The sequence below is a fragment of the Arthrobacter sp. ZBG10 genome, assembly GCF_001238605.1.
Taxonomy (GTDB): domain Bacteria; phylum Actinomycetota; class Actinomycetes; order Actinomycetales; family Micrococcaceae; genus Arthrobacter.
In genome coordinates, this window is sequence record NZ_LFQH01000021.1 from 24,155 (window position 1) to 39,348 (window position 15,194).

At 69.9% G+C, this 15,194-nt stretch carries 13 protein-coding genes; 6 read left to right on the forward strand and 7 right to left on the reverse strand.

What is annotated here, in order from left to right; all coding sequences use genetic code 11:
* Both ACU18_RS05345 and ACU18_RS05350 read left to right on the forward strand, forming a co-directional pair.
* Positions 1–618 carry an ArsR/SmtB family transcription factor gene (locus ACU18_RS05345; RefSeq protein WP_050684496.1) on the forward strand — a complete coding sequence of 206 codons (618 nt, stop codon included), beginning with the start codon at positions 1–3 and terminating at the stop codon, positions 616–618.
* A complete protein-coding gene (locus tag ACU18_RS05350) occupies positions 611–1,303 on the forward strand; it encodes an SRPBCC family protein (protein WP_050684497.1) in 693 nt (230 codons plus the stop codon). The genes ACU18_RS05345 and ACU18_RS05350 overlap by 8 nt, the downstream gene beginning before the upstream one ends.
* A 41-nt stretch (positions 1,304–1,344) precedes the next feature.
* Here ACU18_RS05350 and yczR read toward each other — a convergent pair whose 3' ends face one another.
* On the reverse strand, positions 1,345–2,802 hold the full coding sequence (yczR, locus tag ACU18_RS05355; protein ID WP_050684498.1) for a MocR-like transcription factor YczR: 1,458 nt from the start codon (positions 2,800–2,802) through the stop codon (positions 1,345–1,347).
* Between the two features lie 60 nt (positions 2,803–2,862).
* Here yczR and yczE point away from each other — a divergent pair, with 60 nt between their 5' ends.
* Positions 2,863–3,552: a membrane protein YczE gene (gene yczE / locus ACU18_RS05360; protein ID WP_082178197.1), complete on the forward strand. Its 690-nt coding sequence runs from the start codon at positions 2,863–2,865 to the stop codon at positions 3,550–3,552.
* A gap of 7 nt (positions 3,553–3,559) precedes the next feature.
* Here yczE and ACU18_RS05365 read toward each other — a convergent pair whose 3' ends face one another.
* The 6 genes from ACU18_RS05365 to ACU18_RS05395 all read right to left on the reverse strand — a co-directional run bounded on the left by ACU18_RS05365 (position 3,560) and on the right by ACU18_RS05395 (position 12,994).
* Positions 3,560–4,429 (reverse strand): Fpg/Nei family DNA glycosylase, encoded by an 870-nt coding sequence (locus ACU18_RS05365; protein ID WP_050684499.1) that lies wholly within the window; start codon positions 4,427–4,429, stop codon positions 3,560–3,562.
* Entirely contained in the window at positions 4,422–9,581 is a 5,160-nt protein-coding gene (locus ACU18_RS05370) for an ATP-dependent helicase (protein ID WP_050684500.1), read from the reverse strand. The genes ACU18_RS05365 and ACU18_RS05370 overlap by 8 nt, the downstream gene beginning before the upstream one ends.
* A 45-nt stretch (positions 9,582–9,626) precedes the next feature.
* The gene (locus tag ACU18_RS19245; RefSeq protein ID WP_082178198.1) at positions 9,627–10,277 is read right to left on the reverse strand and encodes a DUF4232 domain-containing protein; all 651 of its coding nucleotides are present in this window, start codon (positions 10,275–10,277) and stop codon (positions 9,627–9,629) included.
* A 101-nt stretch (positions 10,278–10,378) separates the two neighbouring features.
* Entirely contained in the window at positions 10,379–11,113 is a 735-nt protein-coding gene (locus ACU18_RS05385; RefSeq protein WP_050684503.1) for a YcnI family copper-binding membrane protein, read from the reverse strand.
* Between the two features lie 84 nt (positions 11,114–11,197).
* Positions 11,198–11,830: a hypothetical protein gene (locus ACU18_RS05390; protein ID WP_197273523.1), complete on the reverse strand. Its 633-nt coding sequence runs from the start codon at positions 11,828–11,830 to the stop codon at positions 11,198–11,200.
* A gap of 90 nt (positions 11,831–11,920) precedes the next feature.
* Positions 11,921–12,994, reverse strand: coding sequence for an NAD(P)H-dependent flavin oxidoreductase (locus tag ACU18_RS05395; RefSeq protein WP_050684505.1), 1,074 nt, complete (start codon positions 12,992–12,994; stop codon positions 11,921–11,923).
* A gap of 163 nt (positions 12,995–13,157) precedes the next feature.
* On the opposite strand from ACU18_RS05395, the gene ACU18_RS05400 reads away from it, so the two are divergent.
* The 3 genes from ACU18_RS05400 (at position 13,158) to ACU18_RS05410 (ending at position 15,194) form a co-directional block, all read left to right on the forward strand.
* Positions 13,158–13,502 (forward strand): hypothetical protein, encoded by a 345-nt coding sequence (locus ACU18_RS05400; protein ID WP_050684506.1) that lies wholly within the window; start codon positions 13,158–13,160, stop codon positions 13,500–13,502.
* 175 nt (positions 13,503–13,677) lie between these two features.
* Positions 13,678–14,721 carry a DUF6226 family protein gene (locus tag ACU18_RS05405; protein WP_050684507.1) on the forward strand — a complete coding sequence of 348 codons (1,044 nt, stop codon included), beginning with the start codon at positions 13,678–13,680 and terminating at the stop codon, positions 14,719–14,721.
* Positions 14,722–14,864: 143 nt separating this feature from the next.
* A complete protein-coding gene (locus ACU18_RS05410; protein WP_050684508.1) occupies positions 14,865–15,194 on the forward strand; it encodes a GYD domain-containing protein in 330 nt (109 codons plus the stop codon).

The window sequence follows — 15,194 nt, forward strand, 5'->3', positions numbered from 1 at the left end:
ATGTTGGACATAGCAGTGATCGAGGACCCGGCAACCGCCGAAGTGTCACTGGACCCCATCCGGACGCGGATCCTCCATGAGCTGGCCGAGCCGGGCTCCGCCACGCAGCTGGCCGGCAAGGTGGGGCTGCCCCGGCAGAAGGTCAACTACCACCTCAAGGCCCTGGAGCGGCACGGGCTGGTGGAGCTCGTGGCGGAGCGGCGCAAGGGCAATGTGACCGAGCGGGTATTCCAGGCCACGGCCGCCTCATACCTGATCTCGCCCCAGGCGCTGGCCGCCGTGGCCCCGGATCCGCGGCGTTTCACCGACCACTTCTCGGCGTTCTGGCTCCTGGCGCTCGCCGGGCGGATGGTTGAGGAGACCGGCAAGCTGATCGCCGGCGCCGCCGCCGCCCGCCAGGCCCTGCCAACCTTCGCGATCGACGGCGAGATCACCTTCCGGTCCGCCGCCGACCGTGCCGCCTTCGCGGCGGACCTCGGGGTGGCGGTCACCGCGCTGGTGGACAAATACCACGACGGCGGGACCTCGCCGCGGGGGCGCCGGCACCGGCTGGTGGTGGCCCTCCATCCGGCACTCAAGACAACTGAAAACCCAGGCAAGGAGCCGAACAATGACTGATGACCGCAGCTTTGAAATTATCCAGGATACTGAACTTCCCGGCACGCCGGAGCGGGTCTGGGAAGCCGTGACCGCAGGGACGTCTGCTTGGATGTTCCCCACAGAGCAGTGGCCGGCGGTAAAAACGGTTGAGGAGCATCCCACCCGACTGGTGTCCCGCATGGACGGGCCGGATGGCTGGTTCAACCAGCTGGAACACGTCCTGGCGCCGCTGGCGGGCGGCCGCGCCAGCCTGCACTACGTCCACAGCGGCATCTTCGCCGACAACTGGGATGAGCAGTATGACGGCGCCAGCCGCCATACGGAGTTCTACCTCCACACCCTGGGCCAGTACCTGAAGCACTTCGACGGCAGGGCCGTGGTGTTCACGGACATCCAGGGCCCGGCGGAGTCCATCACCCCGGACGGCTTTGAGCGGCTGCGCTCGGCGCTCGGAGTGGACGCCGCCGGACCAGGTGGGCGCGTGGACGTGGAGCTCGACGGCGTCGGCCGGCTTTCTGCGGAGGTGGACTTTGCCAATGAGCATTTCCTGGGCCTGCGGACGTCCGACGCGTTGTACCGGTTCTTCGGCCGCAACGCCTGGGGTGCCCCGGTGGGCATGACGGTGCATGACTTCAGCGGGAGCGCGGACACCGGGGCCACCGCGGCGGTTTGGGGCAAGTTCCTGGCGACGGTTTACGCCTGAAAGGCGCGGCTGGCACTAGGTCCGCTCTTGGCCGCTCCGGACTAGGCGATGGCCACCCGGGGCGGCTCCGGCAGGGCCCGCCGCAGCTGCGGGGCAGCCTCCAATTGGTTCTGGGCTGACCGCAGCGCCCGGACAGCGGTTTCGAGGCTTCCGGGGTCAAGTGTGTAAGGGATCCGGACGTAGTGTTCGAAGGCCCCGCCAACTCCGAAGCGTGGTCCGGCGGCCAGGCGGACGCCGAACCCGGGTGCAATGACGGTCAAGGCCGTGCTGATGGGTGCCGGCAGCCGGCACCAAAGGGTCAGTCCGCCGTCGGGCGCCGCAGCCTGCCAGGTGGGCAGGTGCTCCGCCAGCAGCTCCTGAAGGGTGCCCCGCTGATCCCGGAGTGCTGCCAGCCGGGCCGGCAGTGGCTCCTCGAAATGCGCCATCAGATGCGCCGCGGCCAGTTGCTCGGTCAGGGGACCGCCCAGGTCCAGGGTGGTCCGTTGGGCGGCGTACCGCCGGATCTGCTCCCTGCCGGCACGGATCCACCCTGTCCGGAGGCCGGCCCAGTGCGACTTGCTGAGCGAACCGACGGATACGCAGGAGCCGAACGCTGCCACATGCTGCGAGTCCAGGCCGTTGAGGTTCAAATCGCGCAGCGTTTCATCGATGACCAGGACGGTTCCGGCGGCGGCAGCGGCCCGCACCAGGCGGCGCCGCTGCGGATCCGGCATCAGTTTGCCGGTGGGGTTGTGAAAGTCGGGCACCAGGTAGGCGACGGCGGGACGGTGCTGCTGCAGCGTTGCCTCCACGGCGTCCAGGTCCCAATGCGGCTGGCCGGGTCCGCCCACGGCGACGGGCAGCGCCCGCGCACCCGACCCGGCAATGGCGTCCAGCGCGTTCGGATAGCTGGGGTGCTCCACCAGGACTTTGGCAGGCCTGCCATGCCGGGGTCCGGCTTCAGCCCGGAGGATGATGTTCAGCGCGTGCTGCGCTCCGGAAGTAATCAGGATCTGGTCCGCTGTGGTGGGTACCCCGGCCGCGGTGTACCGGGCTGCCACTGCTTCGCGCAGGACGGGCAGGCCCAGGACCTCGTAGCCGAAGCCGGGCAGCAGCGCGGGCAGGTCGTTTAAGGCGGCCGAAAAAGCCCTGTGTACCACTTCGCCGCTCGCCGGCAGCGACGCGTAGGCCAGGTCCAGGAGACCGTCCGGGGCGGACATGCCCGGTGCTGCCACCCCGGCGGCAGACCGGGGCAGCCGGGTGCGGCCCTTGGCGCCCTGTCCGCTGCTGAGGAACCCCTGCTCCCGCAGCAGGGCGTAGGCGGCGGTGACGGTGGTGCGGGACATGCCCAGGGTCTCCGACAGCGAGCGTTCGCTGGGCAGGGGTGTGTCCAGGGGCAGGCGGCCATCAAGGACCAGCAGCCGGACAACGTCCGCCAGTTCGCGGTAGGCGGGGCCGGCGGCGCTCTGCCAGGGGCCCATCAACCGGGCAAGGGCGGCGGGATTCATGGCTCCTGGCATCAGGCCAGTATCGCAGACTGGCTATGGAATACAAGGCCAGTGCCAGGCGAGGATGGGTCAATGATGATTCGCAGACTCCTTCAACTCTTTATCGGCCTGGCCATGTACGGCTTCTCTCTGGCCCTGTTTATCCGCTCAGCCCTGGGCACTGCGCCGTGGGATGTGCTGCATCAGGGCCTGGCCGCCAGGACCGGGCTCAGCCTGGGAGCCGTGGTGATCATTGTCAGTTTTGCCGTGCTGCTGCTGTGGATCCCGCTCAAGCAGTGGCCCGGTTTTGGTACGCTGTGCAACGCCATCCTGGTGGGTGTCTTCGCTGATCTCGGGTTGGCCCTTGTTCCGCAGTTCTCCCACCTCGGCGGTCAGACTGCGGTGCTTGCCGGGGCGGTTCTCCTGAATGCCGTGGCCTCGGCCTGCTACATCGGGGCCCGCTTCGGACCCGGCGCCCGCGACGGGCTGATGACGGGCCTCGCCCGGCGGACCGGGTGGTCCGTGCGTGTGTCCCGGACCCTCATCGAAGTGGTGGTCCTGGCCGCCGGTTGGCTTCTGGGCGGCGCGGCAGGTGTGGGCACTGCCGTGTACGCGCTGGCCATCGGCCCGCTGGTGCAACTCATGATGCCGTTCTTCACCGTTCCCGAAAAGACACCCGCGAGTGTGACCCTTGCCGGGCATACCGCAGCGTCACCCGGCGCGCTGCCCCCGGCCGAACCCGGATCCGGCACACCGGCGACGGCACACCAGGCGCACGGGTGAACCAGGGTCAGGGTATTGCCGGTCCCGGGTCGGGGCCGGCAACGGGCGCAGACTGGCACTTGGGGCAGAAGTAGATGTCCCGTTCCTCGTCGCCGTTGAGTTTGCCCAGGACAGCGTGTTCGATGGGGGTGCGGCACTTGAGGCAGGGCTGGTGCTCACGCCGGTACACCCAGTAGCCGGGCCGGCCTGCGGCGCGGCCCACCGGGACGCCGCGTGCGTTGAGGATGGTGACGCGCCGGCCGGGGCCCAGGTTGGCCTCCAGCAGGATTTTGGCGCTGGCCATCATTTCCCGCAGGGAGACCAAGGCAGGCACGTCGCCGGCGCGGACCGTGGGATGCACGCCGGCCAGGAACAGGGTTTCGCAGCGGTAGATGTTGCCGATGCCTGCCAGGTTCCGCTGGTCCAGAAGGGCAACACCGATGGGGACATCCGGCGCGCTGAGGATGCGGCGTTCGGCTTCGTCCGGATCCCACCCTGGCCCCAGCAGGTCCGGGCCCAGGTGCCCCACCACCGAGTCCTCGTCCTCGGTTTTGACCACATCCAGCACCCCCAGGGAGAACCCCACGGCATCAGCCGAGGCGGTCCGCAGGACGCAGCGGGCCGTGAAGCCGGGTTTCCGCCAGCGGCCGCCCGGAGGATAGACCTGCCAACTGCCTTCCATCTTCAGGTGCGAGTGGATGGTCAGTCCCCGCCCCTCCGGGCTGACCACCCGGATCAGCAGGTGTTTTCCGCGCGGCACTACCTCGCTGACCGTCCAGCCCGTGACGTTGAGCGTGGCAAAACGCGGCACGCGGAAGTCGGAGGCCGTGAGGACCTGGCCTGCCAGGGCGGCATGCAGCTGCGCGGTGGCCCGGAACACCGAATCACCCTCAGGCACGGATCCTCAACCCCTTCGGTGTGGAATAGGCGCCAGCGGCACTGAGCGCGGCAGCGACGGGTGTGTCCAGGATTCCATGCCCGTTGACCTTCTCCATGATGAGTTTGTCCACCGCGCCCCGGGTCACCACCCCCACCAGGGCGGCTCCCGCCGCGGCCAGGACGGTTTCATCGGCGCTGAAAACCAGTAGGGTCTTGCCACCCCGCTCGACATAAAGGACCAGCGCGCCGTCCACCAGCACCACCAGGGCCCCGGCTTTCCGCCCCGGCCGGTGACCGGTGCCGGCGTCGTCGTTCACGCCGGGCCAGGACAGCGCCGCCCCGTAGGGGTTGGCGGGGTCCGTTGCGGCCAGCGCCAGGGCCACGGGCTCGAGTTTGGCCAGCTGGGAGTCCTCGGAGAAGGACCGCAACCGGTCCACCGTGGCCGGCACGGCGAACTGGGCCGCGCCGAGGTGTTCGATGAAATACCCGCGTCGGCAGCGGCCGGCCTCTTCCAGCCGGGCCAGTACCTTATACATCAGCCCGAAGCCGCCCAGGATCTGTTCGGCCATCACCGAGCCGCGGGTCACCACGCCGTATCGGTCCAGCAGAAGCTCCGCGGTGGCCCGCGCGTGGATGGTGGCGTCCAGTTCGGGAGCGGGCAGCGCGGACCAGCGCCCGGCAGCCATGGGCGGCGTGGCGACGGCGCCGGAGGTGCCGTACCGGCCGCCACCGGCCGCCCCGATCAGGCCGCTGCCGGAACGGCCCAGCCTGCTCAGCCGGGGCGCCCGGGCCCTTGGGGTCCGAGCCACTTGCCGGTGGGCGGTGTGGCCGCCCGCGATCAGCGACCGCACCGGCGCGAAGGTATCGCCCGTGATCCGGCCGGCCCAAACAAGGTCCCACAGGGCGGACACCACATCCTGGTCGCCCAGGACTGCGTCCATGCCGCCGGCGATGTCCGTCAGCTGCCGGAAGAAGTACCCGCCGCCGTTGGTGCGCAGGTGGTCCAGGAGCCGCAGCTGGGCGTCGCCGGGTTCGTAGTCGACGGCGGGATTCAGGGTCAGTTCCGCGGAATCGGCCAGGTGCAGGCTGATCCAGCCGTCGTTGCCGGGGAGCGAGCCGGCACCGGACCACAGGACTTCACCGGCGGCCATAAGTTCGTCGAGCATGGCCGGCCGGTAGTCGGACACCCGGCTGGCCAGGATGAGCGGCTCCCAGGCGGAGGCCGGGATGGGGACGCCGGAGAGCTGGTCCACGGCGGTGATGATGCCGTCCAGCCCTCGGAGCGACGGCTGCCCGCGGCCCCCGCCCGGGACCCGGACGTGCTGCCAGGCCGGCAGGAAACGCCCGTAGGCGGAGGCGTCCACGGGTTCGACTTCGGCGCGCAGGGCTGCCAGCGAGCGGCGCCGCAGCTTGCGGAGGACCTCGGCGTCACACCATTCGCTGGTTGCCGGCTGCGGAGCCGCCACCCCGGCCGGGCCGGCAGCCTGGGCGCGCGCCGCGGCATCCGCCCTGGCAGCCTGCGCCTCCGGATCGGCGTCCTCGGCCACGTTCCCATCGTCGTCCAGCTCTGCGACGTCCGCGGGATCGGTGTCATCGTCGTCCGGACCGGCCGGCAGCAGGGCCTCGTCCGGCCCGCTGCCGTTGGGAGTTAGCGACTGCGCCGCGTCGCCGCCGGCGTGCGGGCGGAACTCACCCTCCACCACACGGCCATCGGCGGCGAGCCGCTTCAGCGCCGTGCCCACCACCGCCACGCCCAGGCCCAGCCGGGCAGCGGCCTCCGCGGACGTGAACGGCCCGTGCGTCCGGGCGTACCGGGATACCAGGTCGCCCAGCGGATCGGCCACGGGTTCAATGAACGCCAGCGGCACACCCATGGGCAGCGGCACCCCGATGGCGTCCCGGAGCCTGGCGGCGTCCTCCACCGCGGCAAACCGCTCCCCCCCGCCGATGTTGACTTTGATGGCGCGGTTGGCCCGCTGCAGGGCCTGGAGGTGGCCGGCGGCGGATGCCACACTGGCGGCGTCCTGCTCGGGATCGGGTTCGCCCTGGAGGCGCGCCGCGGCCTCGTCCGGCGTCAGCGGTCCCAGCAGCCGGAGCAGGTCCGCTGTCCCTTCCAGGCCGCGGGCCCGGCGGTCCGGCAGCAGCCGCTGCAGTTCCCGTTCGGTGGACTCGATGACCTTGGGGTCCAGGAGTTCGCGCAGTTCCACCCGGCCCAGCAGCTCGTTCAGGAGTGTGGAGTCCAGGGCCAGCGCCGCGGCCCGGCGCTCGGCCAGCGGTGAGTCGCCCTCGTACAGGAACTGGGCCACATAGCCGAACAGGAGGGACTTGGCGAACGGTGAGGGCTGGCTGGTGGTGGTTTCCACCACCCGCAGCTCGCGGCGTTCCACGGACGCTGCAATGTCTTTCAACGCGGGAAGGTCGTAGACATCCTGCAGGCATTCACGCACCGTCTCCAGCACGATGGGGAATGTAGGGTACTTCCGGGCAACGTCCAGCAGCTGCGCTGACCGCTGCCGCTGCTGCCACAGCGGCTGGCGTTTCCCGGGGGTCTGGCGGGGGAGCAGCAGGGCGCGGGCCGCGCATTCACGGAACCGCGAGGCGAACAGGGCGCTGCCGCCCACTTCGGCGGTGACAATCTGTTCCAGTTCCTCCGGATCGAACAGGAACAGCTCCGCCCCCGGTGGTTCGTCTTCCATCATGGGAACCCGGAGCACAATGCCGTCGTCAGCGGCCATCGCCGAGCCGTCCAGCCCATACCGCTGGTGCAGCCGTTGCCCCACGGCCAGGGCCCAAGGGGCGTGCACCGGCATCCCGAACGGGCTGTGCAGGATCACCCGCCAGTCGCCCAGCTCGTCGTGGAACCGTTCCACCACCAGCGTGGTGTCGCTGGGGACCACTTCGGTGGCCTGTTTTTGTTCCCGGATGTACTGGATCAGGTTGTTGGCGGCGAAGTCGTCCAAACCGCTGGCTTTGCACCGTTCCAGGGCGGGACCGGAATCGGACGCTGCCAGTTCGCGGACGAACGCCCCCAGGGCCCGGCCCAGGTCCACTGGCCGTCCCAGCGAGTCGCCCTTCCAGAACGGCAGCTTTCCGGGCTGGCCAAACGCGGGCGAGACCAGGACGCGGTCGTGGGTGATGTCCTCGATCTTCCAGCTGGTGGCGCCGAGCGCGAACACATCGCCCACCCGGGATTCGTAGACCATTTCCTCGTCCAGTTCGCCCACCCGCCGGCCGCCCTTGGGCGCGGGGGAGGGCTTTCCGTCCGCAGCCGGGGACGCAGAGCCTTCCGTTTCGGTGCCGATGATGTACACGCCGAACAGGCCGCGGTCCGGGATGGTGCCGCCGGAGGTGACGGCGAGGCGCTGCGCTCCGGGGCGGCCTTCGATGGTCCCCGCGTTGCGGTCCCAGATGATCCGGGGGCGCAGCTCTGCGAACTCGTCCGACGGGTACCGGCCGGCCAGCAGGTCCAGAGTGGCTTCGAACGCCGAGCGGGGGAGCGACGCGAACGGGGCGGAGCGCCGGACCGTGGCAAACCACTCCTCCACATCGATGCTGCCCAGGGCCGCGGCGGCGACGGTCTGCTGGGCCAGGATGTCCAGCGGGTTGGCCGGCACGTACAGGCGCTCGATTTTGCCGTCCAGCATCCGTTCCACGGTGATGGCGGTGTGCACCAGGTCCGCACGGTGTTTCGGGAACAGGACACCCTGGGAGACTTCGCCCACCTGGTGCCCGGCGCGGCCCACGCGCTGCAGCCCGCTGGCCACCGACGGCGGCGATTCCACCTGGACCACCAAATCCACGGCGCCCATGTCGATGCCCAGTTCCAGCGAGGACGTGGCCACCACGCACCGCAGCCGTCCCGATTTGAGGTCGTCCTCGATCAGGGCGCGCTGGTCCTTGGACACGGATCCGTGGTGCGCCCGCGCCAGCACCGGGTCCGCGCCGGCGGAACTGCCGGCCTGCGCCATCATCTGGGCGGGGGTTGAGGCGGGAAGGCCCGACGACGGCCCGCCCGGACGGCGGTCAGGTCCAGGTGCGCCGTCCCCCTCCGCGGCCGGGGTTCCGTCCCAGCCGCCGCCCACCGCAACCAGCTGGCGCTCCGCGTAGATTTCGTTCAACCGGGCCGTGAGCCGCTCCGAAAGCCGCCGGGAATTGGCGAAGACGATGGTGGACTGGTTGGCCAGCACCAGGTCCACGATCTTTTCCTCAACATGCGGCCAGATGGAAGCCTGGGGCTGGAGCCCCGAGGCCGGGCCGGAGTCGAACGCGCCGGCCGCGCCCTGCAGGTCCGACATGTCCTCCACAGGCACTGAAACGGTGAGGTCCCAGGTCTTGGACGCCGGCGGGGCAACGATCTCCACCGGCGCCGAACCGGCCAGAAACTGGGCCACCAGCTCCTTGGGCTCCACGGTGGCTGAGAGCCCGATCCGCTGGGCGGGCTTGGGCAGCAGGGCGTCCAGCCGTTCGAGCGAGACGGCGAGGTGGGCGCCGCGCTTGGTCCCGGCCACGGCATGGACCTCATCGATGATGATGGTGTCCACCTCCGCCAGGGTCTCGCGGGCCTTCGAGGTCAGCATCAGGAACAGGGATTCCGGGGTGGTGATGAGGATATCGGGCGGAGTGGTCAGCAAAGACCTGCGGTCCGCGGTGGTGGTGTCCCCGGACCGGACACCCACGGTGATCAAGGGCGCCGGCAGGTCAAGGCGCTTGGCGGTCTGGGTGATGCCGATCAGCGGGGCGCGGAGGTTCCGTTCCACGTCCACCCCCAGGGCCTTCAGGGGCGAGATGTAGAGGACCCGGGTTTTCCGCTTGGGGGCGCGCGGGCGCCTGCCCTTGCCCGCGGCCTGGCCGGTGACCTTGCCCGTGGATCCGGCCCCAACACCCGGGAGCGTGTCCTGGCCTGCGACGGGATCCGCGGCATCGGGCCCGGGGGTGGAGGTCAGGAGCCGGTCCAGGGCCCAGAGGAAGGCCGCCAGCGTCTTTCCGGAGCCGGTGGGGGCCACCACCAAGGCATGCGAGCCGGAGGAAATGGCGTTCCAGGCCCCGGCCTGGGCAGGGGTGGGGCCGCTGAAGGCACCCAGGAACCAGTCGCGGGTGGGCCGGCTGAACTGGCCCATGGGTGCCGCTGCACCGGAATCCTTGGCGCCCGCGACGGGCTGTTCCTGCGTCATGCCTCCATCATGCCGCACCCCACCGACAGGACAGCTGACCGCGGCCTACGATGGTTGGAAAGCGCCGATGCTCAGCAGGTTGATGCCGGCGTTGCTGCAGGCGTTGGTGGGGTCGGGCAGGAAAAGCGATGCGGTGTCCTCCGGCGGGTACACGCGGTAGCCGCCGGCCCGCACCTGGGCGCAGTCGGGGAAATTGCCGGCCTGGACGTAGCGCAGCACCGCCGTCCCGGTCTCCCCTGGGGCAAGCAGGACCTCCGTTTCGGGTGTTGTGACGTCCCGGGCGGCAGCGGCGCCGATGGGGTCGCCGGCAGCATCGGCGGTCAGCGACACGCCGGCGTAACCCTTGAGCAGGCAAGGCTCGGTGCCGGTGTTGGTGAGGTTCAGCTTCATGTAAACGCTGCCGGCAGCACCGCCACCGGAAGGGTCGGTTTCCGCAACGAGCCCCGACGCCTTGCAGAGGGCGGTGGCAGCCGGTGTGGTAGCCGGTGCCGACGTGGCGGGCGCCGTGGTGGCCGGCGCACTGGGCGTGGGCGACGCCGATGCGCTGGCCGGTGCCGACGTTGCTGAACCGGAGTTGGACGCCGACGTCGTGGGTTCCGCCTGCGGATCGCCTCCACCGCACGCGGTGAGCAGCAGGGCAGCCGCAGCGGCCGCCGTCGTAATGGTAAACGCCTGGGAAATTCGCTGAGACCTCATCGCACCACCTTTACGCCAGAGGTTGCCCGCGTCAACAAAGCCACCAGCCCGGAAGGCAACTGATGCCCGGATCGTGATGATCCGGGCATCAGGCGTGCAGGCTATTTCGCGTCAGCTGCGGCCTTGCGCCGGGCGCCGCTGCGTACCAGTGCCGCCGCGCCGAGGGCCAGGCCGCCGACGCCCGCCACCAGGCCGGCCCAGCTCCGTGCGTCGGCGCCGCTGTCCGTTACTGCCGCCACCTGCTCGGTGGCCGCTGTTTCGGCGTGACCGTCCCCGTGGCCCTCGGCGGCCACGTCAGTGATGGTGATCGACGGCGCCGGGGCATCGAGGGAATGCGGGTCCTGGCCTTCCTTGGCGATTTCGGACCAGTCAGTCTGCCCGGTTTCACAGGTCTGCAGGGTGGGGAAGTTCAGCGTGGTGCCGGCAAGGTCCGGCAGTTTCACGGACAGGACCAGGGTGTCCCGGAGTTCGTGCTCCAGCGGGGTCTTGGCGGTGTACACGATCTGGCTGGTCCGCTTGGTGATGGCGGTGCCGTCAGCCAGCTTCCGGGGTTCGGCCAGCTGCTCGGTGACCTTTTCGACGGTCCAGTTGGGGTTGACGGTGGGCTGCGCGTCGTTGAGTTCCTGCGGCAGCGTGATGGCAACCTTGGTGGTGTTCGACTCCTCGCAGCCATGCGGCACGGCGAAGGTCAGGAGCGCGTACGAGTTGGCTGACGTTTTGTCCGGGGTGACGCCCACGTGGGCGGAGGCGCCGACGGCTCCGGAGAGCAGGAGCGCGGCTGCGCCGCCCGTGGCAGCTGCGGTGGTGAGGGTGCGGCGAAGGAGGGTGCTGGTCATGGGATTGCCTTTCTGGCGCACCCCAAACAAGGGGGTGCAGGGTGTATGGGACCCGGCGCCGGAAAGGATTGTCCGGTTCGCCGGTCAGGCGGGATTCACGACGGCGGAAGGCGGGCCGCGCCGGCTGTCCCACCGGAGGTTCCGCCACGGCTGCCGGGCAGGCCGGGCAGGCCGGCTTTCCGCCGGCACCGACGGAACGGTGTGGAGGGCGGCGGCCCGGGGCAGGCCGGCCAGCGGCCGGAGCCAGCCGGCGAGGGCCCACAAGGCAGCCTCGCCCCTGGCCAGCAGGAGCGCGCAGCCTACGGTGGCCAACGCATGAGCGGCAAGCATCAGGGGACCGCTGGCGCCGGGCTGGTGCAGGTGCCCGGCCAGCGGGGCCAGGCCGGCATAGGCCTGGAGTTCCGCGGCAGGATCGTGGTGGTGCCCAGCGGGCGCAACGTTTGCCGCCGCGGTGACGGTGCCGCTGAAGGCGTTGAACAGTCCGTGGAGCACCACCTGCCCGCCGCCCAGCAGCGCGGCCATGGCGGGAAAGCCCAGGCGCAGGCGTGTGGCGGTGGTGCTGGCCAGTACGGTCAGGGCCAGAACCGCCAGCATGATGCCCGGCGCGGGAAGCTCGCCGCCACCGGCAAGGTGGGCCCCTGCTGCGAGCGCGAGGATGCCGGTTGCCACTGCCGAGGATCGGAGCACGTGGAAAGGAGTGTGTGGGTGTGCTGGCACAGCTCCTCCTTTCCGGTCCCGCATGGCGGTCTAGATTCTACCGGTGATTCGAGGCATGGTTGGCCCCGGATGGGCGGCGGCCGTGCCGGATCAGGGTGCGCCGGCAAGCAGTTCGGCGAGGACCTCAGCGGCGGTGCCATGGCGCAGCAGCGGGGCGGCCTGTCCGGCCCACAAGGACATCAGGTCCGTGTTGCCCGCAGCAGCAGCCTGGGGCCGGAATTTCCCGGTCAGCCAGTTCTGGATGGGGAAGGGGGCCACGAGGGCCGCATCCTCGAGTTCGGCCGTGACCCGGTTGGGGAGGCCCCGCGCCAGCCGGCCGCTCATGGCCCGGGTCAGGACGGTGGTCCCGGCGGCAGGACTGCGCAGCAATGACCGGTAGGCGGGCACGGCAGCCGATTCCCCGGTGGCCAGGAACGCGGTGCCCACCTGCACGCCGTCGGCGCCCAGCGCGAAGGCGGCGGCCACCCCGCGGCGGTCCGCGATGCCGCCGGCAGCGATCACCGGAATGTGGATGGCGTCCGCCACCTGAGGCACCAGCGCAAACGTGCCCACCAGGGATTCGCCGGCCGGCGCCAAAAAGGACACCCGGTGGCCGCCGGACTCCATTCCGCTGGCCACCACGGCATCCACGCCGCCGGCCTCCAGCGCCACGGCTTCGGCCACGGTGGTTGCGGTCCCCAGGACCTTGATGCCCAGCCGGTGCGCCGCCTCCACCACCTCAGGCGCAGGGACGCCGAAGACAAAGCTCACGACGGCGGGACGGGCCGCCAGGGTTGCCGCCACCTGCTCGCCATAGTCCGGTAGGTACCGGTCCGGCATGTCCGGCAGCGGCAGGTCCAGTTGGTCAAAGTAGGGCTTGAGGATCCCAACATAGCGCTGGAAATCCGCCACCGGCAGGTCCGTCGGCTCGGTTCCCGTGGGGACCCAGAGGTTCAGGGCAAAGGGCCGGGCGGTGGCCGCCCGCAGGGCAGCTGCCGTCTTTTCGATGGCAGCCGCATCGAACCCGTACAGCCCGAACGAACCCAGCCCGCCGCCGTCGCTCACTGCTGCCGTCAGCGCCACCGACGAGACGCCGCCGAAGGGTCCCAGGACCACGGGGGCCTCGATTTCCAGCAGGTCCGTAAGGCGGGCGGTCCCGGCCTGGCCGGTGCGCGGGTGGTTCATGGCGGTCTCCTGGGTCCGGGAAATGCTGGCCCGGCCAGTCTTTCAGGCCCGGCGCCCGGGCCCAAGAACCCGTTCCGGAAAGGGGCCCGGCAACGGCAGTATCGGCCGGAACAGCCGGGCGTTAGACTGCGGAGACAATCTTCTGCGACGTAAGGAGCTGTTCATGGAATACACCGGAGCGCAGTCAGAGCGGGCCGTCCCGGCAGGCGAGCTGGACCGCAGCCACATCGGCCAGACGGTCAGTTTCCAGCCCAATGAATTCACTGTGGTGTTCGGCCGGATCGCGGGGATCGCGCGCACCGAAGCCATGGTCTACCTGTCCCTGGACGGGGTCGCCGGCGGGACGCACCTGAAGGACGAGTACGACCTTCCGTCCAACCATGGGGTGTACCTGCAGGTGGACGTGATCACCAACGCCGAGTCCACCATCAAGGACCTGTTCGGCAAGGTCCAGGACAATTTGCGCGGTTCCGGGCACAGGGGTGAGGACCGCACCGACCGGTTGTAGCAACAAAAATGGTACGCCTGACGGCGGCCAACCAGGCATGCCGCACCACAGGATCCAAGGTGATGGAGTGGAAGACCTTTTCGTAGGACCGCCAGGTGTCTTGCCCGCGGGCGTGTCCTTGGGTCAGGCCAGGTACGGACCGCTCACGGACGGGCAATCTGGTCAGGTCAGGCATGTGGGCGGCTATGCCGTGTTCGCCCGGTACTGCGAAGCTGCGGGCGCCGTCCCGGCGGAGCTGGCCGCTGATCCCGCTGCGCTCGCCGGCTTCCTCCAGGCGCACGGGCCAACCATCAGGGCCAATTCGGACAGGCTGGCTGCCGCCGCGGTTTTTACAGGTAACACCATTGCAGGCCTGCGGCCGGATGCATCGTGGACCGTCGGCCCAGGTGGCGCCGAGGTGGGGAACCATGAGGCGCGGTTCGTGGTCCGGGCTGTGGTTGAGGGGCTCTGCGGCGCAGGCGACGAAATGGTACAGGCGTTTGCGGCCAAGCTGCGGGGATGGGCCCAGGAGGACCTTGGCGGGCCCGCGGGGCCCCTGCCGGTACCGGCTTCGGGGCACCCCGTCTACATCCGTCCCAGCCTGCCGGACGTTCGTTACTTTTCCGGTGCGGATGCCAGACGGTACGGCGGGCGTTGGGATGGCGGCGGTCCGCCGCAGGAAGCCTATGAAGTGGTCAGCAATCCGGGCCGGTTCGCCGGCCTCCACGCCATTGCCGATGCTTTGATCAGCCACCTGGAAGGAACCTACGCCATCGATGTCCGGGAGGATCCGGCCCTGGCCGGGGACCTCCTGCTGCCCCACCCGGATGTCCGGCGGGCCGTCAGGCTTACCCCGCACCACGCCGGGGCCGCGCCCCTCACCTTCGTCTTTACGGGCTTTCCCGGCGTCATCGTCCACGCCGGGGTGCTGCACGATTTCCCGTTTCCGGCCTGCGGATGCGACGCGTGCGACGAAACGTCGGAATCAACGGCAGACCGCCTGGAAATGCTCGTTCTCGGCGTGGCCGCGGGCGGGTACGCCGAACGCTACCCCGTAGGCAGGCGACACCAGCTTGAGTACGTGCTTGCCGCGGCCGATGGTTCAGGCTCGGAAAGCGGATGCGGTGAGCCTGGACCCATTGACGGCGGACGCCTGGGTGAAGCTGCGGCCAGGCTGCGGGATGTCGCCGTCGGCTGGGGCGCTTGGCCGTTACGGAAGGCGGGGCGGATGGTTACCTAGCAGCGGCAGCAGCAGCGGACGACGGCGGCGGGACATTCCGTTGCCTCCGCCCACCGGGCTTGCCACGCGGGCATTGCTGCCGGTGCCCCGCAGTGCCATTCTGGGGTTATCCGCAGTTTGGCCGCGACGGACAGGACAGGTCAATGCCGCTCTATCTCTCAAAATTCAGCTACACGCCGGAAACCTGGGCCAGGCTGATCAGCCACCCGGAGGACAGGCGCAAGGCGGCGCAGCAGTACATCGAATCGGTGGGGGGAAAGCTGCACGGATTCTGGTACGGATTCGGCGCCCACGACGGCTACAACCTGTGGGAGGCGCCGGACAACGTATCCATGGCCGCGGTGGCGCTCGCCATCAGCGGCGGCGGGGCCCTGGCCTCGTTTGAGACAACTGTGCTGCTCACGGTCGAGGAAACCCTGGACGCCCTCCGGACTGCCGGCGAAATTGCCTACCGCAGCCCGGGCGCCGAATAA

Bases quoted from the DNA above. Each gene is read 5' to 3' on its own strand.
- ACU18_RS05345 (WP_050684496.1), top strand. From the start codon at position 1: ATGTTGGACATAGCAGTGATCGAGGACCCGGCAACCGCCGAAGTGTCA.
- ACU18_RS05350 (WP_050684497.1), top strand. From the start codon at position 611: ATGACTGATGACCGCAGCTTTGAAATTATCCAGGATACTGAACTTCCC.
- yczR (WP_050684498.1), bottom strand. From the start codon at position 2,802: ATGCCAGGAGCCATGAATCCCGCCGCCCTTGCCCGGTTGATGGGCCCC.
- yczE (WP_082178197.1), top strand. From the start codon at position 2,863: ATGATGATTCGCAGACTCCTTCAACTCTTTATCGGCCTGGCCATGTAC.
- ACU18_RS05370 (WP_050684500.1), bottom strand. From the start codon at position 9,581: ATGACGCAGGAACAGCCCGTCGCGGGCGCCAAGGATTCCGGTGCAGCG.
- ACU18_RS19245 (WP_082178198.1), bottom strand. From the start codon at position 10,277: ATGAGGTCTCAGCGAATTTCCCAGGCGTTTACCATTACGACGGCGGCC.
- ACU18_RS05385 (WP_050684503.1), bottom strand. From the start codon at position 11,113: ATGACCAGCACCCTCCTTCGCCGCACCCTCACCACCGCAGCTGCCACG.
- ACU18_RS05395 (WP_050684505.1), bottom strand. From the start codon at position 12,994: ATGAACCACCCGCGCACCGGCCAGGCCGGGACCGCCCGCCTTACGGAC.
- ACU18_RS05400 (WP_050684506.1), top strand. From the start codon at position 13,158: ATGGAATACACCGGAGCGCAGTCAGAGCGGGCCGTCCCGGCAGGCGAG.
- ACU18_RS05410 (WP_050684508.1), top strand. From the start codon at position 14,865: ATGCCGCTCTATCTCTCAAAATTCAGCTACACGCCGGAAACCTGGGCC.